At 51.3% G+C, this 23,685-nt stretch carries 18 protein-coding genes; 14 read left to right on the top strand and 4 right to left on the bottom strand.

Annotated elements, in window-relative coordinates:
• The first annotated feature begins 11 nt into the window (after positions 1-11).
• Positions 12-2,051, top strand: a complete 2,040-nt coding sequence (locus tag K331_RS0107885; RefSeq protein ID WP_028589861.1) for a beta-galactosidase — start codon at positions 12-14, stop codon at positions 2,049-2,051.
• 295 nt (positions 2,052-2,346) lie between these two features.
• Here the strand turns inward: K331_RS0107885 and K331_RS0107880 are convergent, their stop codons facing one another.
• Entirely contained in the window at positions 2,347-3,318 is a 972-nt protein-coding gene (locus K331_RS0107880) for a sugar kinase (protein ID WP_028589860.1), read from the bottom strand.
• Positions 3,319-3,621: 303 nt separating this feature from the next.
• Here K331_RS0107880 and kduI point away from each other — a divergent pair, with 303 nt between their 5' ends.
• The 6 genes from kduI to K331_RS0107845 all read left to right on the top strand — a co-directional run bounded on the left by kduI (position 3,622) and on the right by K331_RS0107845 (position 10,420).
• The gene (gene kduI / locus K331_RS0107875; RefSeq protein ID WP_018883988.1) at positions 3,622-4,452 is read left to right on the top strand and encodes a 5-dehydro-4-deoxy-D-glucuronate isomerase; all 831 of its coding nucleotides are present in this window, start codon (positions 3,622-3,624) and stop codon (positions 4,450-4,452) included.
• Between the two features lie 18 nt (positions 4,453-4,470).
• Complete coding sequence (locus tag K331_RS0107870) at positions 4,471-5,115, top strand: bifunctional 2-keto-4-hydroxyglutarate aldolase/2-keto-3-deoxy-6-phosphogluconate aldolase (protein ID WP_018883989.1); 645 nt, start codon at positions 4,471-4,473, stop codon at positions 5,113-5,115.
• Positions 5,116-5,222: 107 nt separating this feature from the next.
• The gene (gene kduD, locus K331_RS0107865; protein ID WP_018883990.1) at positions 5,223-5,999 is read left to right on the top strand and encodes a 2-dehydro-3-deoxy-D-gluconate 5-dehydrogenase KduD; all 777 of its coding nucleotides are present in this window, start codon (positions 5,223-5,225) and stop codon (positions 5,997-5,999) included.
• 442 nt (positions 6,000-6,441) lie between these two features.
• Complete coding sequence (locus K331_RS0107855; protein WP_028589859.1) at positions 6,442-7,647, top strand: CynX/NimT family MFS transporter; 1,206 nt, start codon at positions 6,442-6,444, stop codon at positions 7,645-7,647.
• A 66-nt stretch (positions 7,648-7,713) separates the two neighbouring features.
• The gene (locus tag K331_RS0107850) at positions 7,714-8,865 is read left to right on the top strand and encodes a winged helix-turn-helix domain-containing protein (protein ID WP_028589858.1); all 1,152 of its coding nucleotides are present in this window, start codon (positions 7,714-7,716) and stop codon (positions 8,863-8,865) included.
• 202 nt (positions 8,866-9,067) lie between these two features.
• A complete protein-coding gene (locus K331_RS0107845; RefSeq protein WP_028589857.1) occupies positions 9,068-10,420 on the top strand; it encodes an MFS transporter in 1,353 nt (450 codons plus the stop codon).
• A 113-nt stretch (positions 10,421-10,533) separates the two neighbouring features.
• Here K331_RS0107845 and K331_RS0107840 read toward each other — a convergent pair whose 3' ends face one another.
• A complete protein-coding gene (locus tag K331_RS0107840; protein ID WP_051289711.1) occupies positions 10,534-11,406 on the bottom strand; it encodes a GNAT family N-acetyltransferase in 873 nt (290 codons plus the stop codon).
• 362 nt (positions 11,407-11,768) lie between these two features.
• Here K331_RS0107840 and K331_RS0107835 point away from each other — a divergent pair, with 362 nt between their 5' ends.
• The 5 genes from K331_RS0107835 to K331_RS0107815 all read left to right on the top strand — a co-directional run bounded on the left by K331_RS0107835 (position 11,769) and on the right by K331_RS0107815 (position 19,294).
• Positions 11,769-13,178, top strand: coding sequence for a cytochrome ubiquinol oxidase subunit I (locus K331_RS0107835; RefSeq protein ID WP_028589855.1), 1,410 nt, complete (start codon positions 11,769-11,771; stop codon positions 13,176-13,178).
• The gene (gene cydB / locus K331_RS0107830; RefSeq protein WP_028589854.1) at positions 13,162-14,178 is read left to right on the top strand and encodes a cytochrome d ubiquinol oxidase subunit II; all 1,017 of its coding nucleotides are present in this window, start codon (positions 13,162-13,164) and stop codon (positions 14,176-14,178) included. Before K331_RS0107835 ends, cydB begins: the two co-directional genes overlap by 17 nt.
• A gap of 14 nt (positions 14,179-14,192) precedes the next feature.
• A complete protein-coding gene (locus K331_RS0107825) occupies positions 14,193-16,166 on the top strand; it encodes an ABC transporter ATP-binding protein/permease (RefSeq protein ID WP_226383551.1) in 1,974 nt (657 codons plus the stop codon).
• Entirely contained in the window at positions 16,163-18,160 is a 1,998-nt protein-coding gene (gene cydC, locus K331_RS0107820; RefSeq protein ID WP_028589852.1) for a thiol reductant ABC exporter subunit CydC, read from the top strand. Before K331_RS0107825 ends, cydC begins: the two co-directional genes overlap by 4 nt.
• Before the next feature lie 207 nt (positions 18,161-18,367).
• Positions 18,368-19,294 (top strand): DUF4180 domain-containing protein, encoded by a 927-nt coding sequence (locus K331_RS0107815; protein WP_028589851.1) that lies wholly within the window; start codon positions 18,368-18,370, stop codon positions 19,292-19,294.
• A gap of 271 nt (positions 19,295-19,565) precedes the next feature.
• On the opposite strand, the gene K331_RS0107810 is transcribed toward K331_RS0107815, so the two are convergent.
• Positions 19,566-20,198, bottom strand: coding sequence for an NAD(P)-dependent oxidoreductase (locus K331_RS0107810; RefSeq protein WP_028589850.1), 633 nt, complete (start codon positions 20,196-20,198; stop codon positions 19,566-19,568).
• A 237-nt stretch (positions 20,199-20,435) separates the two neighbouring features.
• Entirely contained in the window at positions 20,436-21,110 is a 675-nt protein-coding gene (locus tag K331_RS0107805) for a class I SAM-dependent methyltransferase (RefSeq protein ID WP_028589849.1), read from the bottom strand.
• 211 nt (positions 21,111-21,321) lie between these two features.
• Here K331_RS0107805 and K331_RS0107800 point away from each other — a divergent pair, with 211 nt between their 5' ends.
• Both K331_RS0107800 and glpK read left to right on the top strand, forming a co-directional pair.
• Positions 21,322-21,876, top strand: a complete 555-nt coding sequence (locus K331_RS0107800; protein WP_028589848.1) for a glycerol-3-phosphate responsive antiterminator — start codon at positions 21,322-21,324, stop codon at positions 21,874-21,876.
• 314 nt (positions 21,877-22,190) lie between these two features.
• Positions 22,191-23,684: a glycerol kinase GlpK gene (gene glpK / locus K331_RS0107795; protein ID WP_028589847.1), complete on the top strand. Its 1,494-nt coding sequence runs from the start codon at positions 22,191-22,193 to the stop codon at positions 23,682-23,684.
• The last annotated feature ends 1 nt before the right edge of the window (position 23,685 follow it).

Genomic DNA, 23,685 nt, shown 5'->3' with positions numbered 1-23,685 from the left:
AGGAGTCGCAAGTGAGCTACAAGCCCGAAAAATTATATTATGGTGTTGCCTACTACGATGAATATATGCCGTATGACCGCTTAGAAGAGGACATTGCGCTGATGAAAGACGCGGGGATCAATCTGGTGAGAATCGCCGAGAGTACGTGGAGCACACATGAGCCACAGGATGGCATATTCGACTTCAGCTCTGTCGATCGCGTACTGGAAGCTATGCACCGCGCTGGTATTGATGTCATTGTCGGGACGCCGACCTATGCTGTGCCTACCTGGCTCGTCAAGGCCTACCCAGAAGTGCTGGCCGTTACGAAGAATGGACCGGGACGCTATGGTGCCAGACAGATTATGGACATTACGAGTCCGGTCTACCTGCGCTACGCAGAGCGTATCATCCGCAAGCTGATTGCCCGTGTCGCCGAGCATCCAGCCGTCATCGGCTTTCAGGTAGATAATGAGACGAAGCATTATGGAACGGTCGGTCCCAATGTACAGTTCATGTTCGTCAAGTATATGAAGGACAAGTTCAATGGCGACCTGGATCAGCTGAACCATGAATACGGGCTGGACTACTGGAGCAACCGCATTAACAGCTGGGAGGATTTTCCGTCCGTTGTCGGCACCATTAATGGAAGTCTGGGCGCGGAATTTTCCCGTTTTCAGCGGCAGCTCGTAACGGACTTCCTCGCTTGGCAGGTGGAGCTGGTCCGCGAATATGCGCGGGAGGATCAATTTGTCACCCATAACTTTGATTTTGAATGGCGGGGCTATTCTTATGGTATTCAGCCAGACGTGAATCATTTCGAGGCCTCCAAGGCACTTGATGTGACGGGGGTAGATATCTACCATCCGAGCCAGGGCGAGCTGACCGGGCTGGAAATATCCTTCGGCGGAGACATTATACGCTCGACCAAGCACCAGCCATACTTCGTGCTGGAGACCGAGGCGCAGGCGTTCAAGCAGTGGGTTCCATATCCGGGACAGCTCCGCCAGCAGGCTTATAGCCACCTCGCCTCTGGGGCAGTCATGGTTGAATATTGGCATTGGCACTCGATTCACAATTCAGCGGAGACGTATTGGAAGGGCTTGCTCAGTCATGACCTGCGTCCGAATCCGGTATATAACGAAGCGAAGGTCATTGGGCGCGAATTCGCTCAGATCTCTGGCCGACTGACTGGCTTGCGGAAGCAGAATAAGGTAGGTATGGTCATCAGTAACGAGAGCTACACCGCACTTGAATGGTTCCCATTCGCAGGAAGACCGTTCAGCGGGCAGACGCCTTACAATTACAACGATGTATTCCGTTTGCTCTATGACCAGCTCTATCGCATGAATGTCGGTGTCGACATTCTGAACCCGGAAAATGGACAGCTGGAGGACTATGACCTCATCGTTGTACCACCGCTGTACACCGTGCCTGATTCATATTTGCAGCGCTTGAACCGCTATGTGGAGCAGGGGGGGCATGTCGTCTATGCCTTCAAATCCGGCTTCACCGACGAGAACGTCAAGGTGCGTACAGTCATGCAGCCCGGGATTATCAGTGAGGCGTGCGGAGCGACCTATCAGCTGTTCGTTGAGCCACGGGGCACCCGCCTGAAGAGCGGCGTACTAGAGCTGGCAGGGCTGGATACAGAGGTGAAGGAATGGATGGAGCTGCTGGTGCCAGAGGGTGCAGAGGTACTGGCCTCTTACGATCATCCGCATTGGGGTGAGTATGCAGCCATTACAAGGAATCGCTATGGCAAAGGCAGTGCGGCCTACATCGGGTGCTTCACGACACCGGAGGTCATCCGTGCGGTGCTGGAGCACATTGTAAGGGACATCGGTCTATGGGGCGCGGATCAGGAGCTGTCGTTCCCGGCTGTTGTGAAGCATAGCGTGAATGAGCAAGGCCAGCAGGTGCATTTCTACTTTAACTATTCGGATGAGCCGCTATCTCTGAATTATACGTATGGTGCTGGACATTCTCTTTTGAGTGACGAGCAGATTACACAGGGGCAGCAGCTTACACTGGAGCCATGGGGAACGGTTATTATCGAGGAGCAGTCGTAATTGCTCGGATATTAGGAGCAAGAATGCTTGTTTGATCTCGGCAAGTCTTGCGGCATAAGTAAAGCATATTGCATATCTATACTCTGTTCAATAATCGTCATACTACCTCCTCTTGCTACAAAGAAGGACCACCGCCCTCCAAGAAAATTGGAGAGCGGTGGTCCTTAACTATTTCAGCCAGGAATGCTGCCCGTATGGTCCCATACGTCTAGTAAAGGTATAGCACCAAAGTATAGTATCTTGTTTGCTTATGAGCAGCAAATGAGTAGTAAAGTTTACTTATGAAGGACAAGTATTACTTATTACCGACAAAAGTATGCCCCTGCGAATTATAGAACGCTTCCAGACCTTCGCGTGTCGGCAGTCCATCCATATCCCCCGGAGACATGACAGCCAGGGCACCAATGGCATTACCACGGCGTACCGCGTCCTCCAGTGCCAGATCCTCCAGCAATGCGCTGATGACACCAGTCGCGAATCCATCACCTGCTCCGACAGTATCGGCCACCTTGTCTACCTTGAAGCCCTTCACGAAGCCAGAGGTCTCCGCCGTTCTGTAGTAAGCTCCCTCTGCGCCCATCTTGATGACGACGAGCGATACACCACGATCCAGATAGAAAGCCGCTACGGCTTCAGGATCAGAATACCCTGTCAGGATCTTCCCTTCACCGATGCCCGGCAGGAACCAGTCGCAATGAGCAGCCAGCTCATTAATCGTCTTGGCCATCGTCTCGGTATCCGGCCACAGCTTCGGACGCAGATTCGGGTCAAAGGAGATCGTCTTCCCTTGCTTGCGCATGAACTTCATCGCGTGCAGGGCGAATTCATGACAGCTCGCGGAGAGTGCTGGCGAGATTCCTGTCATATGCAAATGACGGGCCGAATTGAAATAATCATCGTTAAAGTGAGCCAGACTCAGCTTGGAGGCGGCTGAATTTTTGCGGAAATATTCTACCGTTGGGTCCCCGGTCTCCACCTTGGATTTCACCAGCATGCCTGTTGGATGTTGGTCTGTAAAATGAACATTCGAAGTATCAATGCCCTCGTGCAGCAGTGTATTTTCGATAAATTTACCGAAGCTGTCCTGACCCAGCTGTGTAACCAGGCCGACCTTCTTGCCAAGGCGGGACAGACCTGATGCTACATTCGTCTCAGCCCCGGCCATCGCCTTGGAGAAAGAATTAACTTCATGTAAAGGACCCACTTCATTGGCATAAAACATGGCCATGGGCTCTCCGAACGTAATGGCATCCAAGGTATTATTCATCCTTATGTTCCTCCTTGATTTTAGTTCCAGTTTATTAAACGTAGTAGGGTGTACCTTATTCCTCATGAAAATAACACATAAATCGGTTTTTAACAATAAACGATTCAACATCGCCTGAAATAAATATAGTGCAACGTTATTTTTTCTTTATATTGTAAATAAAACGTTACCATTTCGCCAAATTTGCGTAAATTGTGTAGAATTGCATTGACATTAGTTCTAATTCTAATTAGTATTTGCGGTGTAGACATAATTAAATTAGTAAATAAAGAATAAAATTTTATCTAACGGAGGCTTTGAGACATGGACAAACGTTATTCCACTCATCCCGAGCATGCCAAGACCTTTACCACGGAGGAGCTTCGTGAGCACTATTTGATTCAAGATCTATTCGTAGCTGATGAAGTGAGAGCTTGCTACTCACTGGAGGATCGTCTGATTACTGGTGGTATTCTGCCTGTGAACGGACCAGTCGAGCTGAAGGGCTATGACGAGATTAAAGCTGATTATTTCCTGGAGCGCCGGGAGATTGGTATTTTCAATGTTGGCGGACCGGGTTCGATTCGTGTAGATGGCGAGACTTACCCGATGGTGCTGAAGGATTGCCTGTATGTGGGCCTGGGCAGCAAGGAGCTGATCTTCGAGAGCGAATCCTCCTCTAACCCTGCGAAATTCTATTTCGTATCTGCTAATGCTCATAAGACATATCCGATTCAGAAGCTTGCCTTCTCCGAAGTGCCTGCTGATGACCTCGGCTCTCAAGAGACTGCTAATAGCCGTGTGCTGCGCAAATACATTCACGAGGACGGCATCCAAAGCTGTCAGCTGTGTATGGGGATGACTGCCCTGAATGCAGGCAGCGTGTGGAACTCCATGCCTACACACGTGCATGACCGCCGCACAGAAGTATACTTCTACTTCGAGATGGCTGAGCAAGTTCGTATGTTCCATATGATGGGCGAGCCGACTCAGACGCGCCACATTGTCATGAAGAATGAGGAAGCTGTCATTTCCCCGCCTTGGTCTATCCACTGTGGATCGGCGACAGGTAACTATACCTTCATCTGGGCTATGGCCGGAGAAAACTACACTTACAAGGATATGGACGCTGTAGCCATGGATGAGCTGCGTTAATCCGGGAAGGATGCAACAATGAACAAAATGAGAGTGCTGAACAATCTTCAATCCCTGGGTGTCGTGGCTGTTATTCGTGCCAATGATCCGGATTCTGCCTTCAAGATGTCTGAAGCTTGCATCGAGGGTGGTCTGACCAATATCGAGCTGACGTTCACGACGCCAGAGGCAGATCAGGTCATTCGTAAGCTCAAATCCATATTCAAGGATAAAGCTGTGATCGGTGCAGGAACGGTACTGGACCCGCTCACGGCTCGGATTTCCATTATTGCTGGTGCAGAGTTCGTGGTGAGTCCTTCCTTTGACGAGGAGACTGCCAAGATGTGTAACCTGTACAGCGTGCCTTACATGCCTGGTTGCATGACGCTGAATGAAATGAAGGAAGCCCTGAAGCTGGGCGTGGATGTGCTCAAGCTGTTCCCGGGTAGCGCACTGGGTCCTGATTTTGTAAAAGCGGTCAAAGGTCCGATGCCTCACGTGCAAATCATGCCAACAGGCGGCGTAGACCTGGACAACATTCAAGAGTGGCTGAACAACGGCTGTATCGCTGTCGGCATCGGCGGCAATCTGACGGCTCCGGCCAAGGATGGACGCTACGATCTGATCACCGAGACGGCTGCACAATATGTAGCCAAGGCGCAGCAGGTCATTAGCAAGAAATAGCTTTATGTGCTGGTAATCAGGCAATATTGCTTTGATTTTGTATAGCGGGCGGGCTGCCGGGAGCTCTGGTGACCCGGTTCGTACATTAATTATTGGGGGAATCCACAATGAGTCTGGAACAATTTTCGTTAGACTTTTTTAGTCTGAAAGGCAAAGTGGCAATCGTGACTGGCGGTAACAGCGGCCTTGGTCAAGGATATGCTGTAGCATTGGCAAAAGCAGGCGCCGAGCTCTTCATCGTTACGTATGATCAGAACTGGGATGAGACGCGCGAACTAATCGAGAAGGCAGGCTCCAAGGTAGCGTTCCATCAAGCTGACCTGACAGACAAGTCCGCTCTGGACGGTGTAGTACAGGCATGTCTGGATGCCTATGGTCGCATTGATGTGCTGGTGAACAATGCGGGTACAATTCGTCGTGCTCCATTGCTTGAGTACAAGCCAGAGGATTGGGATGCAGTTATGGAGATCAACCTGAACTCCGTATACTTCCTGAGCCAAGCGGTAGCTAGAGTCATGGTTGAGCAGAAGAGCGGTAAGATCATCAACATCGCTTCCATGCTGGCCTTCCAAGGTGGTAAATTCGTTCCTCCTTACACAGCAAGTAAACATGCGGTTGCGGGGATTACCAAAGCCTTCGCTAATGAGCTGGCTGTACACAACGTACAGATCAACGCGATTGCTCCAGGTTATATCGAGACAGCCAACACGGCTCCGATCCGTGCAGACGAAGCACGTAACCAAGAGATCCTGTCCCGTATTCCTGCGGGTCGCTGGGGAGCTCCATCCGACCTCATGGGCGTCGTAGTATTCTTGGCAAGTCGTGGTTCTGACTACATGAACGGTCATATTCTGGCCATTGATGGCGGCTGGCTCGTTCGTTAATAGCTAGTCAACTTCAACCCGAGGGTTGCTGTGGATCAAGCCTTATGAGTTATAAGCCTTAGCATCATTCGCATCAAATGAAGAAATGCTGTAGCAGCAAACATAGCTTAAGAGATCAGCTTAAGGTAGCTTTCGACGTGCAGTGTAGGCATTTGATATGCAGTGTAGATTTCATGGATGGGGTCCGTGATCGTAACTGTTGGTAAGGATCGGAGAAAACGTAATGTCTGTGGTGATAATAGCGCAGGCAATTACGTTTTTTCTTCATTTATTAGGAAAGTCCGCTTGCTTCCCCGTTATGGGAAAAGTCGGCTTGCATCACCGTGCTATACTGGAATGGATGACGGGCTTCTGTGCAAAGGCTTCAATACTATAGATATGATCAAGCGTGAAGCATGTAAGCAAGCCTCAAGTACAAAAGAATTCAAAGGATGATAGACAGATGAAAGCTGGAGTGGAAGAACGAACAGCCCGGACCTCCCGGCAGCAAGCCGGAGCCGGGCTTCTGATAGTCGGAATTATTCTTATTGCTATGAATTTGCGAGCTCCCTTCATCTCGGTGGGGCCACTCATCGGGCTGATTAGGGAGTCGCTTGGCTTGTCCAGTGCCATGAGTGGCATGCTGACAACTTTGCCGCTGCTCGCCTTCGCCGTGTTATCTCCGGTTGCACCCCGATTCGCAAAGCGTTATGGCTTATCCAACGTGCTTGGTGCGGCCTTGCTGCTGCTGACCATCGGTATTGGAGTCCGCTGGTTGGGCGGCGTAATTCCGTTGTTCACAGGCACAATTCTTATAGGTGCGGCAATCGCAATATGTAACGTGCTGCTGCCAAGCTTAATCAAGAAGCGCTTTCCCGGGAACATTGGTCTGATGACTGGAGTATACAGTGTGTCTATGAACATCTCGGCTTCGATTGCTTCGGGAATCAGTGTCCCGCTCGCGATGCTGCTTGCTCAGGGCTGGAGTGGCTCATTGGCTATCTGGCTTTGTACAGCGGGGGCAGCTCTCCTGCTATGGGTTCCACAGCTGCAGAGCACCAAGTCCCCTGTCGTACAGATCTCCACTACTCGCAGTGCAGGCATGTGGACGAGTCCTTTAGCCTGGCAGATTACGATTTTTATGGGGCTGCAGTCGATTTTGTATTATGTCTTTGTTGCCTGGTTCCCGGAGATGATGGCTGTGAGGGGGATTTCCTCTTCTGCCGCAGGGTGGATGATGTCACTAATGCAGCTCTCCCAGCTGCCATTGACATTCCTGGTGCCGATATGGGCTGGAAGGATGAAAAATCAGTTACCGCTCGTATGTATAATGAGTCTCCTGTATATAAGTGGACTTAGTGGTCTATGGCTTGGGGGAGACGAATGGATTGTGTTCTCGGTCATTAGCATAGGGATTGCAGGCGGCTCGGCATTCGGGCTTGTCCTGATGTTCTTCACGCTACGCACGCGCACAGCCCAAGAGGCAGCAGAGATCTCGGGTATGGCTCAGTCTGTAGGCTACATACTCGCAGCCGCTGGTCCTGTCCTGTTCGGCTATTTGCACGATATGACCGAGAACTGGTCGGTGCCGCTAATTCTGTTGATAGGCCTCAGTCTCTGCTTACTCATGGTGGGGATAGGAGCTGGCAAGAACCGATATATTCGTTGATACACAGCTGCAAGTCATTTGCCGCTCGATTGGAACAGCAATGGATAGAACTGGAGGCTTGAAGTGATGGCAGTACTCAGCTTCGATCATACACAACGGCGAGTCAGTGACGGGGAGAGTACCGTGGAGCTACTGGCCAAGGAATATGCATTACTGCAATGCCTGTATCGGCACCGCGGGCAGGCTCTGTCACGAGAGCAGCTGCTTGATCTGGTATGGGGGCTGGAGAGTCCTGTGGAACGAACGGTGGATGATCATGTGTATCGTCTACGGCGCAAGCTGAAGCGGATCGGCAGCATACAGATTTATACGATTCGGGGCTACGGGTACAGCCTAGCGGTTGACCAGCCAGAGCAGATATCTGTTCCATCCTGGAAGGACCAGGAGATGCAGGACGCTGTCCAACAAATGTTGCGCAAGTATCATTTGTTCGGGCAGGGGCATTCACTGTCGATGCTTGCCGCTCAGCAGCAAGTGCTTGGCGTGGAGATCGACCCCTACTACCTGATGTATATTCATTTCCTGGACGCGGATGCGGCATGGTTCCTGGAGCAGACCCAGCTACCTCCTGAGGAGCGAATGTACTGGATGTTGCTGATCTATGCTGCGACAGCTCCGGCTACTGCTGAAGGGCTGGCGATGGGAGAGCGAGCACTTGCTGATCGGAGGCTGTTCCCCGAGCAGCATCGTGAGCTACGAATACTGAATATTCTTGATTTCTATATTGAATATGGAAGACTTGAAGAGTTGCCTGAACGGCTCAAGGAAGCCTATGAGGTTGTACAGACGGAGCAATTGGAAGGCTTCCGAATGCCTGTCGCTCTCGTCGAGATGAGCCTGTATCTCGCCCAAGGCGATCTGGTCCGGGTAGCTGTTGTAGCCGAGCGACTGGAGCAACAGCTGCAGGATGCCCCTTACCTGCGTGAATTGGCTGGGTATCGTGTGAACCAGGGACTGTGGCGTCTGTTGGAAGGCCGGGAAGCGGAGGCGGAGGCGCTATTGCAGGAGGGGATGGGTATCTTCGAGATGGCTCGGCAGAGCCTGCTACAGATCAAGGCAGTGTGCAGAATTCAATCCTTCTTACAGCGCTATGCTCCTCATGAGCGCTTGGAGAAGGTATATGCAGAGCATTATCAGATGCTGGACGCAAAATATAACATCACCGAGCAGCGACCTCGGCTGGAGCAGTGGTTGAGGACACATCTACGCATGGGCTAGTATTTTGACTAGATCAACTGTGCGTATAGAGTCGCTATCCGCTAACCACTGCGCTCTTTAGTTTTTTCACCTGAAATCAGTTCTGGTAAGACTGGGGATGTACTCCTGATTGCCATGAATGCCAGATGAGCTATTCCTTCTGATAAACCTCTGACATAACGCAGTTATACTGTCTCTACAGATCAATGAAGAGGTGGAGACTATGCCATTTTTTGCTCGACGAAAAGACACATCAGGACTGCTGCGTAATCGCTCCTTCCGCTTGCTATTCTCCGCTCACGCCCTGGCCTCGCTAGGGGAATGGTTCGACGCTATCGCTATTCAGGTGCTGGTGGTCTACCGCTGGGGAGCGGACCCCATGATGATTGCCCTCATTCCGGTGGTGATGGCCCTACCGGGCTTGTTGCTCAGCTCGCTGGCGGGGACGCTGGCCGATCGGCTGCCACAGGCGAGGCTTATGATGCTGAGCGATCTAGCTGCTGCTTGCTTGACGCTCGCGGTACTGTTCGCTCCAGGAATAGCCTGGCTGCTGCCCCTGCTCGCTCTTCGTGCCTGCGCGTCTGTCTTCCAATTGCCCGCTCAGCAAGGGCTTACCCGGGTCATTGTACCTTCGGACCAATTGCTGCAGGCAGCCTCGTGGAATGGCCTGGTAGGACAGGGGTCCAAGGTGGCTGGTCCCTTGCTGGGAGCGATGCTGCTAGTGTTGCTGTCGCCCCAGCTGTGCATTGCACTGAATGCGGTGGCCCGACTCTGCTCGGCTGCACTGCTGTGGCCGCTGCGCGGACTGTCCAGCAAGCTGGCGCCTGCGTCATCTGGCATGTTGACGTCGAACGGAGGCGGAGGACAGAGCACTCCTCATCAAGCTGCCATAGATGCAAATACAATAGCTAAACAGAATGAAGAGGGCTTTCTGGCGCAGTGGCGTGAAGGCTGGGCATATATTGTGAGGACGAAGCGACTGCTGCATACCCTGATCTTCGGCCTGTTCGGCATTATGGCTATCCTGATGATTGATTATCAGTTCGCTACATTGCTGAGAACCATCTATCCAGGGGATGAGTCATTGGTAGGCTGGCTGATCTCGGCGATCGGCATTGGGGCGGTGGCTGTAATCATGGTATTGAACCGGATGAATCATATTGGGGCAGGCTGGGGGCTTGGCGGAGGTTACCTGTTCATTGGCGGTGCTATTGCTGTGTTGGGCGTACTGCCGCCTGGCAGTCCGATCTGGCTCCTGCTGGTTGCTGGTGTCCTGATCGGGCTGGGTAACGGACTCTATATGGTGACGCAAAATTACATCCTCCAATCCGAGACGCCAGCTCATCTCGTAGGCAGAATATTTGGAATCCAGAATACCGTGCTAGGTGCCGTGATGATTGGCGCGCCACTAGCTGGGGGTGTACTTATTCAGATGGCAGGGCCGGGTATCTCGTTCTTGGCGATTGGCAGTGTTGTAGGGCTGCTTGGCGTTAGCGGCATGCTGCTTCAGTCCATGATCTGGGGTCACGAGCCGAAGACGGATGCAGGACGTTATGTCGAACGCGGCGAACTGTGAAGGCCTGTTTTATTAAAAGAGTTACTCTTTCTCCCACTCTGTCTCAGTGAAATCGGCATGAAGCCCCTGATCGTCATTTAGATGATCAGGGGCTTATATTTGCTTCTGTATACTTAACCAAGCGCCTGACTAGCGATGGCGAAATAAGTGTCCTGTCTCGGTGGAAGCTGCTCGGAATTCCTGAGCATGACCGGCGGGTGAGAAGAGGACTTGAATCCTAACTGAAGGAGAAGATCGCGCAGCTCCTCCTGTCCCTCAGGAATATCTATTCTTAGAGTGCTTGAAGCGTCCTTGGCAAGTGCCTTGATGAGCTGTACTGCCATCGCAGCATCTGTACCCACGATAGGACCTAGCACGAGCTTGTCACTGACCGGTACAGCCATACCGTAGCCGACCAGTGTCCCATCGGACCTTGTTGCGACCATGACTCTGTCAGCCTGTTGTACGCGTGCTTCCATTAACTTCTTCCGGTCCGCTCCGATGGAGGACTCGTCCAGCCGCGTCAGTGCAGGAAGCAGCTCCTTAGAGAACGGAACGATGCTATATTCCATTGGGGCTTCGCGCTCTGGTAGTGGAGTGACAGTACTGTCTCGCAGCAGCTTGTACACGCTGGATACCGTCTGAAAGCCCAGCTTTTTATACAATGGTTCACCTTGCGTGGTAGCGATTAGCATAAGTGGGACGTGCTCGGGGATTGCCTCTATGCAGGCTTGCATCAGACTGGCCCCAAGACCAGCCCCTCTGTACCGTTCATTGACGATGACCAGTCCGATCGAGGCCAGTCGATCTCCATATGGAAGAATGGCCGCACTGGACACAATCTGCCCGCTGGGGTCGCGATGACCGAAGAGGGTACCGACCTTCAGTAAGGTGTGTACCTCCTGCTCGCTGTAATCCCACTGTACGTGGGTGGTTAGCTGCAACAGCCCATCTGTATCTTCTATACTCAGTTGTTCGAGTGTCAGCTCGGTCAAGTGGGTGCTCAATGTATGTCATCTCCTATCCGGCATGTGGTTATAATGGTATGAAGACATTTGGTTATCATAAATTATCGTTGCTGCAAGCGCTGAACGCAAGCTATCTCTCTTCCTGTCTCATTACGCTTCATTCATTAGGTGCCCCAAAATACCCGTTTACAGATCACCCTCTCTCTTAGCCATTCAGGCCATTCCAGTATCTTCTGTGATCCTACTCACATTTTTTCGATTTCTGCCGCCTATTTTGTGATTATTATCACAAATAAAAAAATAGGCTTCTGACACAATACTTTCAGAACGCATTTCGCGGAAATTGATGTGAATTTTTTCGCAAAATGTAAAAACGTTTAGACGAAAGGAAGGACAAGGTCATGGACCCGTTAATGCTGTCGCGTATCCAGTATGCGTCGACCACGATTTTTCACTTTTTATTTGTACCTGTATCCATTAGCCTGGCACTCTTCATTGCGATTATGGAGACATTGTATGTCATCAAGGGCAAGCCTGCGTACAAAGCCATGTCCAAGTTCTGGGGCAAGCTGTTCCTGATTAACTTTGCTGTTGGGGTCGTGACGGGAATCCTTCAGGAGTTCCAGTTCGGGATGAACTGGTCGGAATATTCGCGCTTCGTAGGGGACGTATTTGGAGCACCGCTGGCTATAGAGGCACTGCTGGCCTTTTTTCTGGAATCTACCTTCCTTGGCCTCTGGATCTTCGGTTGGGAGCGTCTGTCCAAGAAGCTGCACCTGATGTGCATCTGGCTGGTCTTCATCGGAACGTTGTTCTCGGCGTTCTGGATTCTGGTGGCGAACTCCTTCATGCAGCATCCGGTAGGCTTCCAGATTAATAATGGCCGTGCGGAGATGAACGATTTTCTCGCGTTGATTACGAATGGGCAGGTATTGGTAGAATTCCCGCATACGATCTTCGGAGCGCTCATGACAGGTGGTGCACTTGTAGCAGGCATTAGCGCATGGAAGATCATGAAGAAGCAGGACGCTCAGCTATTCGGTCATTCTTTTCAGATCGCAGTCATCATGCTTGTTATTTCCTTCTTCGGCGTGGCTTTCTCGGGGCATTTCCAGGCTCAGTATCTGGTCAAGACCCAGCCGATGAAGATGGCGGCGAGCGAAGCACTATGGGGGAAAAGTGGAGACCCTGCGGGCTGGAATGTCATTGCTTTCATTGATCCGGATGAACAAAAGAACAACTGGGAGCTGCAGGTACCAGGACTGCTGAGCTATCTGTCCTACAGCAAGTTCTCGGGTGAGGTCAAAGGCATCAACGAGCTGCAGGCCGAGTATGTGCAGACCTACGGCGAGGGCAATTACATACCCCCTGTACGCACGACCTTTTGGAGCTTCCGCATCATGATCGCGGCGGGCTGTCTGAGTCTGCTGCTGGGCGGCTACGGCATCTATCTGTCGCTTCGTGGCAAGCTGGAGCAGGCGAAGCCATGGTACTTCAAGATGATGGTATTCGGCATATGTCTGCCATTCATCTCGAATACTTCCGGCTGGATTATGACGGAGATTGGGCGGCAGCCTTGGACGGTCTTCGGATATATGACTACGGACATGGGCGTATCGCCAAATGTCAGCAGCGGCATGCTACTCTTCTCCATCATTGCGTTTACAGGAGCGTATGCTGCGCTGGCAGCGATTACGGTATTTCTGTTCGTGAAATATATCAAAAAAGGGCCGGACTTGAAGACTGAAGCCGAACAGCCGTTACATGATCCGTTTGGTGTAGAGGGGGGCGCTTATGCTGTCTTTAAATGAGCTGTGGTTCATTCTGGTGGCCGTGCTGTTCATTGGTTTCTTCTTTCTGGAGGGCTTCGATTTCGGGGTAGGCATGTCTACTGCATTGATTGCGAAGACAGATGGGCAGCGTCGTGTGCTGATTAACGCGATTGGCCCGTTCTGGGATGGAAATGAGGTATGGCTGCTCACGGCGGGTGGAGCCATGTTCGCGGCATTCCCGAATTGGTATGCGACGATGTTCAGCGGCTTCTATATTCCGCTCGTCTTCCTGCTGCTGGCCCTGATTGGGCGCGGCGTAGCCTTTGAATTCCGGGGTAAGGTGGATAGTGCACGCTGGCGCAAGAGCTGGGATATCGTGATCTTCTTGGGTAGCTTCCTGCCTCCATTCCTGTTGGGTGTTGTATTCGCGACGTTCATGCAGGGGTTGCCTATTGATGGCGACATGCATATGCGAGCAAGATTCTTTGACATTGTGAACCTGTATACCGTGGCTGGCGGAGCGGCGGTAACGTTACTATGCCTTGTGCATGGATTGCTGTTCACGACGCTACGCACGATGGATGACCTGCAGGAGCGCGCACGCAAGCTGGCAGGCAAGCTGCTCATTCCGCTAGCGGCACTGCTTCTGATCTTCGCGGTACTAACCTTCCTTTACACAGACGTATTTGCTGTCAGAGGAGGAGTACTCGCTGTAGTTGCCGTGCTGGGTGCAGCTGCTTATGTGCTGGCAGGCTACTTTATTAATCAGGGCCGGGATGGCTGGGCCTTTGCGATGACAGGTACAGTGATTGCGTTAGCTATTGCCTCTGTCTTCATCGGGCTGTTTCCACGGGTCATGGTCAGCTCGCTGGGAAGTATGTACGATCTGACCGTATATAATGCTTCCTCGGGACCGTACTCCTTGAAGGTCATGACCATCGTAGCCTGTAGCCTGTTGCCTTTCGTGCTCGGCTACCAAATCTGGAGCTACATTGTATTCCGCAAGCGGGTACATGAGAAAGGGCATTTGGAATACTAATGGGACACGATGTATTGCATTTGAAGGGTGCGCGGCTCACCTTTGCATGTATTGCCGTATTGATCATCATCCAGTCGCTGGCGATTCTCATGCAGGCCAAATGGCTGTCTGAAGCAGTCGTGGGGCTCTTCGATGGAGAGTCACTACGCCAGCAGCTGGAAAGGATTGATCTGTTCTTGTGTGCCTTTTTGTCCAGGCAGGCAGCAGATGCGGCTGTGCGACGGATTTCATTCGATTTTGCAGAACGCACAGGTTCGAGTCTACGGCGTGAGCTGCTCACACGGTTGTTGCATCAGGGTGCGCGTCGGTCTGCCAAGGAAGGAACAGGTCATTTGGTTACCCTGATTCGGGAGGGAATCGGGCAATATCGTGCCTATGTGGAGAAGACCTTTCCCCGAATGGGAGCTGTGGGGATCACCCCCATTTTCATATTGGTCTATGTATGGATGCAGGATCGCATGTCAGCGGTAATCCTTGCCGTTATGCTTCCATTATTGATCGTGTTCATGATTCTGGTGGGGCTAACGGCAGGGAAGCATACGCGGGATCAGCACAACGTCTATCGCAAGCTGTCGAACCATTTTCTCGATTCGGTCAGAGGATTGGAGACGCTCAAGCTACTGGGCAGATCCAAGAAGCACGCCGCCTCGGTAGAGAGCATCAGTGAGCGCTATCGGCAAGCGACGATGAAGACGCTGAGGCTGGCATTTCTATCCTCCTTCGCGCTTGAATTCTTCACCATGATGGCGGTCGCCATGATCGCTGTGGGGCTCGGATTGAGACTGGTTAACGGTCAGATGGAGCTGCTGCCTGCTCTCATCGTGTTAATGCTGGCACCGGAATACTTCATGCCCGTGCGTATGATGGGTGCGGATTACCATGCTACGATGGATGGTAAAGAAGCAGGCCAATCCATTCGCAAGCTTATGGACAGCTTGCAGGAGGTGGGTGATTCAGCAGTCTTCCAGCGATCCGCCGAAGACAGTCTGGATACGACTCCAGCAGAGAGAATTCGGCTACAGTCAGAACCGATGTCAGAGAGCCCCTTCGATCCATCAGATGTGGCACAGCCAGAGGGTATCTGGAACAAGACTCATCCAGATGACTCAGATAGGACTCAACAAGAACAACAAGAACAACAAGAACAACAAGAACAAGATAGACATGAAGAACATGAAGCTCAGAAAAAGCAGAGGACAGCTCTGCAGTCATCCGGCCCCAGGCTTTTGGACTTAACGATTGAGCTACAGGATGTCTGTGTTCAGCATCAAGATGCTGCTGCTCCTGCGCTGGCTGGAATTACGACTCGCCTGAGCGGACCGATGACCATAGGGATTATAGGCGAGAGCGGAGCAGGCAAGTCGACGCTTATCGAGCTGTTAGGGGGATTCATGACCCCTGACAACGGGAGCGCGATAGCAGAGCTGCGCTATGCCAACCGTGGTCGGATCGAGCCAGTTGCTCTATATGCTCAGGAGTGGAAGCGTCAGGTGGCCTATATTCCGCAGCACCCTTATCTGTTCAGCATGTCATTGGCAGATAATGTACGCTTTTACGCCCCGGATGCAGAGGATGATAGGGTGAAGGAGGCCATTGACGCAGTCGGCCTTGGGCCGTTAGTAGCCAGACTGCCTGATGGTATGCATACGCTGCTCGGCAGTGGGGGAAGGCAGCTCAGTGGCGGTCAGGAACATCGGATTGCGCTGGCTCGGGCCTGGCTGGCTGATCGCCCAGTGTTGCTATTAGATGAACCAACTGCACACCTGGACATTGAGACGGAATACGAGTTGAAGCAGATGATGTTACAGCTGTTCGAATCGAAGCTGGTAATTCTGGCTACCCACCGGATGCACTGGATGAATGACATGGAACGGGTGCTCGTCGTCGAGCAGGGCCGGATTGTAGAGGACGGGTCTCCAGCCCAACTGCTGGAGCGTAAGGGAGCGTACTGGCACATGCTTGATGCACAGTGGGAGGGGATCTTATGAAGCAGCATGGAGGATGGTTGAATCCACATGTCGCAGGCCTGAAGTGGCGATTGTCCCTGTCCGCCGTGCTTGGTATATTAACGGCCGCTTGTTCTGTAGCACTGCTATTCACCTCTGGCTACCTTATCTCCAAATCGGCCCTACGCCCGGAAAATATTCTGATGGTCTATGTGCCGATTGTCGGTGTCAGAGCCTTCGGTCTGGGTCGCGCTGCCTTACGCTATGCAGAACGGCTGAGCAGCCATGATGCCATCCTGCGCATGCTTGCAGGGATGCGAGTCCGCCTGTACCGTGTGCTGGAGCCACAGGCGCTACAGCTCCGCTCGCGGTTTCGTGCGGGGACGCTGCTAGGCTCGCTCGCTGACGATGTGGAGCACTTGCAGGATGTATACTTACGAACAGTTCTGCCTTGCATCACTGCATTATTCATGTATGGGGGAGCCGTAGCGTTCCTTGGCTGGTTCGACCTGTATTTTGCTGTATTCATGGGGCTATACACCTTACTGCTCGCTGGGGGACTCCCCTGGTGGTCATTGAAGAGGACCCGGGATACCCGTATTGCCCATCAAGCACAGCGTTCATCATTGTATAACACGTTGACGGACGGGATGCTGGGATTGACGGATTGGGTCATTAGTGGACGCTCGAAAGAGCTGGTTGAACGCTGCGAGACGGATGAGCGAGCGGCAATGGAGCTGGAGCGCAAGCTGGCGGACTGGGCGTCCGTGCGGACCTTTCTGCTGCAGTTGGGTATTGCTGGCTTGATCCTTATGCTGCTCATCTGGAGCGGGCTACGTACCGCTGATGGGCATCTGACGGTGACCTTCATCGCAGCATTCGTATTGATGGTGCTGCCGCTAAGCGAGGCGTTCATTCCTTTGCCAGAGGCGGTGGACCGAATTCCAGAATACAAGGAATCGCTACGACGACTGAATAACCTCGACTCAGCGAAGAAAAAAACGTTGCACGAGACCAAGGATACTTTAGTGAATGATGACACGGCCCTGTTTCAACCGATTCATGGACATGAACTCATGTCTGCTTCTAAGCAGGCGAGTGAACAGAATGAGGTGCAGGGGGCCATACAACAGGCTGTGAGCATGGAGAGTCCGCCGCTAGCGGGAGTGCTGGCTGTATCCCTGGAGCACGTCACCTGTGGCTACGAGGGCGAAGATGCGATATTGAAGGATATCTCTCTTCAGCTTGAAGAGGGTAGCCGGATCGCCATCCTGGGGCGAAGTGGAGCAGGGAAATCTACCTTGCTCAAGGTCATTCTGGGGGCTATCTCGCTGCAAGGTGGGCAGGCGAGCCTCTACGGAAGCCCCGCCGCTCAGGTGGGACGGCCCGAGATGGGAAGGGTAGACGTACTGCAGCAGAAGCCGTATCTGTTCGACACGACGATCGCTAATAACATTCGATTGGGTAGATCGGATGCGACGGATGAAGAGTTGGCTGCAGTCATTCAGCAGGTTCGCCTTGGACCTCTGCTGGACACGCTCCCGCTTGGTCTCGATACGCCGATGCTGGAAGCAGGTCAACGCTTCTCCGGTGGAGAACGACAGCGGATTGCGCTGGCTCGTATTTTGCTGCGACAGGCTCCTGTGGTGCTACTGGATGAGCCGACGACGGGGCTGGATCCCAGAACGGAACGCGCTCTGACCGAGACGCTGCTCGATACGCTGCAAGGACGTACAGTCATCTGGGTTACTCATCACTTGGGAGCAGCGGCCGCTATGGATCAGGTTGTGTTTCTGGAGGAAGGCTCGATTATGCTGCAGGGCTCTCATCAAGAGCTCCTGAGGAATTCGCACCGTTATCAGGCGCTATATGAGCTGGATCATCCTTATCGAGACAGGAGACGGAGACTGTCGGGAGCTCAAAGTACTGAGGAACCTGAAGCGATCAAGGCTTCCGTGGAACGGAATGAATCTGGAGAGCATGCGGATCTGACTAATGAGCAGCTTCGGCAGCCTGGATTCCGTCAACCTGTATAAAGAAGCGCTCCTCCGCTGGGTATGCCAGTTAATCATCGTCTGAATATTCTGTTGAATCTTATATCCTATTGTATAGAGAAGCTGCCAGACCGTATGAGAGACTACGATTTCAACTCATGCGGATCTGGCAGTTTTTCTGCATATTTACGTTAGTAATAACCTATGTTACCATTAACACAAGTTATCTATAACATTAGAGGTGCGAACATGTCTATTCAATATGCGATACTTGGCATTCTCAGCTGGAGGCCTGCTACAGGCTATGAGCTAAAAAAGGTATTCGAGGAATCCACCATTCTGTACTGGTCCGGCAACAACAATCAGATCTATAAGTCACTGGTACAGCTGCTGGAGGAGGGTATGGTAACCAACGAAATTCAGCATCAGGCAAGCTCACCCTCCAAGAAAATCTACAGTATTACAGAGAAGGGGCTTGCCAGCTTGAAGGAATGGGCTCTCTCGGAGCCGGAGGTTCCCGATTTCAAGAATGCCTTTCTCGTCCAATTGGCTTGCTCGGATCAGTTAAGCAACGAGGAATTAAAAGAGCTGCTGCTGCAATATAAAGACCGGATTAACGTACAGCTTATATACCAGCAGGAGAAGATCCGACGCGGAATGTCTTCCCCTCGTCGCAACGCACGCGAGGCTGTGGTGGCAGACAAAATAGCTGACAACCTGCTGTCCTTTTACCGCAATGAGCTTAAATGGGTGCATGAGCTTCACAGTGAGCTTGAAGAGCTGTACACCAGACAAAAGGAGGAGTCACAGTCCATGAACTATCAAGTAGTGCAGAATGGGGAAACAAAATATATCGAAGTAATCTCTGCAGAACCGCCGCTGAGTAAGGAACAGGATGCAGTTGATCTGGTTGCTCTAAGTATGGAGAATGATGTACACCTGATGCTGCTACACAGTCAGGCGTTATCGGAGGATTTTTTCAAGCTCGGCACGGGTGTGGCTGGGGGAATGATTCAGAAGTGGATCAACTATCAGCTTCAGGTGGCCGCAGTCATCCCGGGCGAGCTGATTCATCAAGGCAGATTCAAGGAAATGGCGATGGAAGCCAATAAGAGCAATCACTTCAGGGTATTTGAAACGAAGGTGGAGGCGGAGCAGTGGCTCTTACGGGGCTAAGGATGAGGATAAGCGGCAGGGTCTAAGTGAAATGTTGAGAACAGCAGTCTGCTGATCCTGCAATAAACGTGAAATCGAAAATCACGCTTGAAGTATACACTTTGTTAGGATGAACTCATAGCTGGATATATGAACTGATAAATATAAGAAACGGCCTGTGTCGATAAGCTCGATACAGGCCGTTGTGTGTATATTGAGGCTGAGTGTCGTCACTAGCATTACTATATACCTTTAGTACCTTAAGCGAATCTGATGTCAGGTCGAAAGGGCCTTAACCCTCGGACACTACCGTAAAACGAGCGTTCACATGCTGTGGCTTCTCAATCTCATCTACCACGGCTACAGCATAGTCCTCATAGCTGACATAGCTCTTGCCCTGAGAGTTCACAAGCAGGTTGTCCTTACCAAGCTGGTAGGAGCCTGTACGCTGACCAAGTGCGAATTCAGCAGAAGGACTGATGAATGTCCAGCTCAGATTAGCACTGCTCTTGAGATCGTTCAGGTTCTTGGACTGATTGTCTGCTGTCGGAAATACGAAGTCCGGGAAGCCAGGAGTATCCTTCACAAGAATTGTCTGGGCTTCATCTGCATACAGGCTGCCTGCACCGCCTACGACGATCAGTCGGGTAGACGTGCCTTGCAGGGCTTGGATCAGTACCTGGCCTGCTTCGACATGAAGCTGCTCTTGCCCCATCGGAGCGGCAAATGCGTTGACAACTACCTCATACCCGTTCAGGTCAGCAGCAGTCAGGGACAGGATATCTTTCTCCACTACACTGACTCCGTTCTCTGTAACCTTGGCGCGATCTCTGACGATAGCTGTCACTTCATGTCCGCGATCCAGCGCTTCCTTCAGAATACGGCTTCCGGCTTTACCACTAGCTCCAATTACTGCGATCTTCATAATTATTCATCCTCTCGTCTGTATCGAGTGAAGGTATCTGATGAGTACACCTGCACTCGTATATAAAATTAATGTAACTATTAATGTTACAATTACGTCTGTGATTGATTATAGAAGATGTAATTCCACCTGTCAAATGGTAACGGAAGAAACCCCTCGCAAGGGGGGCTTTGTGTATGCAGCAAGATCATGATATATGCTTGTGTTAAGTGGAGGGGAGGTGCTGATGCGGTCACATCATTTTCTTCCGAAAAATACGGCAAAATCATAGTATTTATACATACAATCAACATCTTGAAATCCTGCTTGCTCCATCCAATTGATTTGGTCATCTAATTTTGCATTGATATCCAACGTTCTTCTTTCTACAGATGCATCTATCGCTTCCTTGGTAAGTCCACTTTCGTTAATATGCTCTAGCCAACGTCGTTTGAAAAAAACATCGGTTTGAGAATTATTACCCGCTACTTGGTCTGCATTTACAAAAATACCGCCGTCATTTAATAACTGATAAACTGTAGAAAATAATTGCCTTTTGGCTGTATGAGTCAAATGGTGTATCGACAATGAAGAAATGACGATATCATAGGGTTGGGAAAATGTTAAGTTAGAATAGTCCCCAACTACATAGTGGATATTGTCTAATTGGTGGAATCTCTCACGTGCTCCCTCCAACATTTTTTCGCTTAGATCCACTAGTGTAATCTGCGAGTTAGGATACTTTTGGAGGGCCATACTAGAAAACAACCCGGTACCCGCACCAAGATCAAGAATGTTTGGGGAGCTATGGATGCTTTCAACCAAGGACAAGGCCACCCCATAAAACTCATCGAAGCAAGGAATTAGTTGCTTTCTTTGCCGGTCATAATCACTGGCGATTGCATCAAAAAGCTTCTCCACGGATAGATTCATAACAACGCCTCCTATAACTTTTCCTTCATTTTAACAACAGGACTTTAATTGGAGAAATATATAAATCATATGTAGACGATAGGGAATAACTATAATTGACGCATTGTTATAACACCGAGCTGGTCCTTCCGCATAAAATCGTGCTTTATATAATGGCGTTATATATAATGTAATTTGTGTGTTCTGTATATTGAATATAAGGAGGCGTGATATGCCATTTTACGGACAGCACATCGTGCCTGCGGCCAAGAATGTCAAGCAGTTCGAGAGTCTGCTGGAGAGCAACTATGAGGTAGCGGTGTTCCTGGATACGCATATTGGCCAACTGCGCATGCTCCATGATCTGGCCCGTCAGGGCAAGAAAAAAATGCTTCTGCACGCCGATCTGATCCAGGGTCTGAAGAACGATGAATATGCTGCTCAATACTTGTGTCAGGAGATTCGTCCCTTCGGGCTGATCTCGACCCGCTCCAGTGTGATTATGACAGCCAAGAAGCGAGGCATTCTGGCGATTCAGCGTGTCTTCATGCTCGATACGATGGCTCTCGAGAAAAGCTACACCTTGCTGAAGAAAACACAGCCGGATTATATAGAGGTGCTCCCTGGCATTATGCCACATATGATCGCGGAGGTCCGTGAGCGTACGGGTATACCGATTCTCGCAGGCGGTCTGATTCGTTCCACAGAGGACGTGGAGCGAGCCTTGGAGGCTGGGGCTGATGCGGTCACTACCTCCAACAAGGAGCTTATCCAGCATTATGAATAGTCCGTAGCTCTTCGAATAAGCTCTGATGGTACACACCTGAGGAGCAGGCCTTCTAAATATGTGAAACGAATCACTTATACTTCAAATTTACATATTCAAATTTGCAGGTTGACGACGCTTACAACAACATATTATATTTAAATTAAGTTAATACCCGTGACGGAGACGAGGAGAGCCACACAGACATTCCCTGCCTTGGGCAGAGGTGCGGGTTTGTGAGGGGTCTCCTTTTTTGTGCGTGTATTAGGAATGACTGCTGAGTAGGCAGGAGTCATTTTGAAGAACGTGTATGACATAGAGGGGGATCACGACATATGGAAAAATACATTTTGGCATTGGATCAGGGAACGACTAGCTCAAGAGCGATCTTGTTCGATCAGGAAGGGAATGTATTCTACTCTTCACAGAAGGAATTCCCACAGTATTTCCCGCATCCGGGCTGGGTTGAGCATAATGCCAATGAGATCTGGAGCTCGATTCTGGCGGTCATTGCCTCCTGTCTGTCTGAATCTGAGGTGAAGGCGAGTCAGATCGCAGGGATCGGCATTACGAATCAGCGTGAATCGGTTGTGGTCTGGGACAGAAATACCGGGCATCCTGTCTACAACGTACTCGTGTGGCAGTCGAGACAGAGCGCGGACATCTGTGAGCAGCTCAAGCAGCAGGGACATGAGAAGCTCTTCCATAGCAAGACGGGACTGTTGATTGATCCCTATTTCTCAGGTACGAAGGTGAAATGGATTCTGGACCATGTTGAAGGTGCGCGTGAACAGGCTGAGCGTGGAGATCTGTTGTTCGGGACGATCGACTCTTGGCTGATCTGGAAGCTGTCGGGTGGAACGGCGCACGTTACGGACTATTCCAATGCAGCGAGAACGCTGATGTTCAATATATATGAATTACGCTGGGATGAGGAGCTGCTGGACATTCTTGGCATACCGCAGAGCATGCTGCCAGAGGTAAGGCCTTCCTCGGAGGTATATGGGCACACTGTAGCGTATCACTTCTTCGGGGAGAGCGTGCCAATTGCCGGGGCAGCTGGGGATCAGCAGGCGGCACTGTTCGGTCAGGGCTGCTTCGAGCAAGGGATGAGCAAAAATACGTACGGCACCGGCTGCTTCATGCTGATGAACACAGGCGACCAACCTGTAGACTCTACGCATGGTCTCATCACGACCATCGCTTGGGGGCTGGAGGAAGGCAAGGTGCAATACGCCCTGGAGGGCAGTATTTTTGTGGCAGGCTCTGCGATCCAGTGGCTGCGTGATGGTGTGCGTATGATCAAGTCCGCCAAGGACAGTGAGACTTATGCCAGTCGTGTAACATCCTCCGAGGGAGTGTACGTGGTTCCTGCATTTGTAGGTCTGGGCAGCCCTTACTGGGATAGTGAGGTGCGTGGTGCTGTCTTCGGACTGACGCGGGGCACGACTAAGGAGCACTTCATACGCGCAACGCTGGAAGCACTGGCGTATCAGACAAGAGATGTACTGACAGCGATGGAGATTGATTCCGGGCTGAGCGTCAAGAAGCTGCGTGTCGATGGCGGTGCGGTGCTGAATAATTTCCTGATGCAGTTCCAGAGCGACATTCTGGATGCCCAAGTCGAGCGTCCGCTCATTCATGAGACGACGGCACTCGGTGCGGCTTATCTCGCCGGACTTGCAGTCGGCTTCTGGAAGAACACAGAGGAGCTGAAGAGCAGGGTCCGCGTAGAGCGTACCTTTACGCCAGAGCTTGCTGAAGAGGAGCGAACTGCTCTTTACGAGGGCTGGAAGAAGGCAGTCCATGCTGCGCAGGCCTTCAAGTGAA

Origin of the sequence: Paenibacillus massiliensis subsp. panacisoli DSM 21345 (assembly GCF_000426545.1) — a bacterium.
Taxonomy (GTDB): domain Bacteria; phylum Bacillota; class Bacilli; order Paenibacillales; family Paenibacillaceae; genus Paenibacillus; species Paenibacillus panacisoli.
This window is presented reverse-complemented; position numbering and strand designations above follow the sequence as displayed.

Excerpts from the sequence above, each read along its gene's own strand:
- K331_RS0107855 (WP_028589859.1), top strand. The coding sequence starts at position 6,442 with ATGAAAGCTGGAGTGGAAGAACGAACAGCCCGGACCTCCCGGCAGCAA.
- K331_RS0107870 (WP_018883989.1), top strand. The coding sequence starts at position 4,471 with ATGAACAAAATGAGAGTGCTGAACAATCTTCAATCCCTGGGTGTCGTG.
- cydB (WP_028589854.1), top strand. The coding sequence starts at position 13,162 with ATGCTGTCTTTAAATGAGCTGTGGTTCATTCTGGTGGCCGTGCTGTTC.
- K331_RS0107845 (WP_028589857.1), top strand. The coding sequence starts at position 9,068 with ATGCCATTTTTTGCTCGACGAAAAGACACATCAGGACTGCTGCGTAAT.
- K331_RS0107850 (WP_028589858.1), top strand. The coding sequence starts at position 7,714 with ATGGCAGTACTCAGCTTCGATCATACACAACGGCGAGTCAGTGACGGG.
- K331_RS0107835 (WP_028589855.1), top strand. The coding sequence starts at position 11,769 with ATGGACCCGTTAATGCTGTCGCGTATCCAGTATGCGTCGACCACGATT.
- K331_RS0107805 (WP_028589849.1), bottom strand. The coding sequence starts at position 21,110 with ATGAATCTATCCGTGGAGAAGCTTTTTGATGCAATCGCCAGTGATTAT.
- K331_RS0107800 (WP_028589848.1), top strand. The coding sequence starts at position 21,322 with ATGCCATTTTACGGACAGCACATCGTGCCTGCGGCCAAGAATGTCAAG.
- glpK (WP_028589847.1), top strand. The coding sequence starts at position 22,191 with ATGGAAAAATACATTTTGGCATTGGATCAGGGAACGACTAGCTCAAGA.
- K331_RS0107815 (WP_028589851.1), top strand. The coding sequence starts at position 18,368 with ATGTCTATTCAATATGCGATACTTGGCATTCTCAGCTGGAGGCCTGCT.
- K331_RS0107880 (WP_028589860.1), bottom strand. The coding sequence starts at position 3,318 with ATGAATAATACCTTGGATGCCATTACGTTCGGAGAGCCCATGGCCATG.
- kduD (WP_018883990.1), top strand. The coding sequence starts at position 5,223 with ATGAGTCTGGAACAATTTTCGTTAGACTTTTTTAGTCTGAAAGGCAAA.
- K331_RS0107810 (WP_028589850.1), bottom strand. The coding sequence starts at position 20,198 with ATGAAGATCGCAGTAATTGGAGCTAGTGGTAAAGCCGGAAGCCGTATT.
- cydC (WP_028589852.1), top strand. The coding sequence starts at position 16,163 with ATGAAGCAGCATGGAGGATGGTTGAATCCACATGTCGCAGGCCTGAAG.
- kduI (WP_018883988.1), top strand. The coding sequence starts at position 3,622 with ATGGACAAACGTTATTCCACTCATCCCGAGCATGCCAAGACCTTTACC.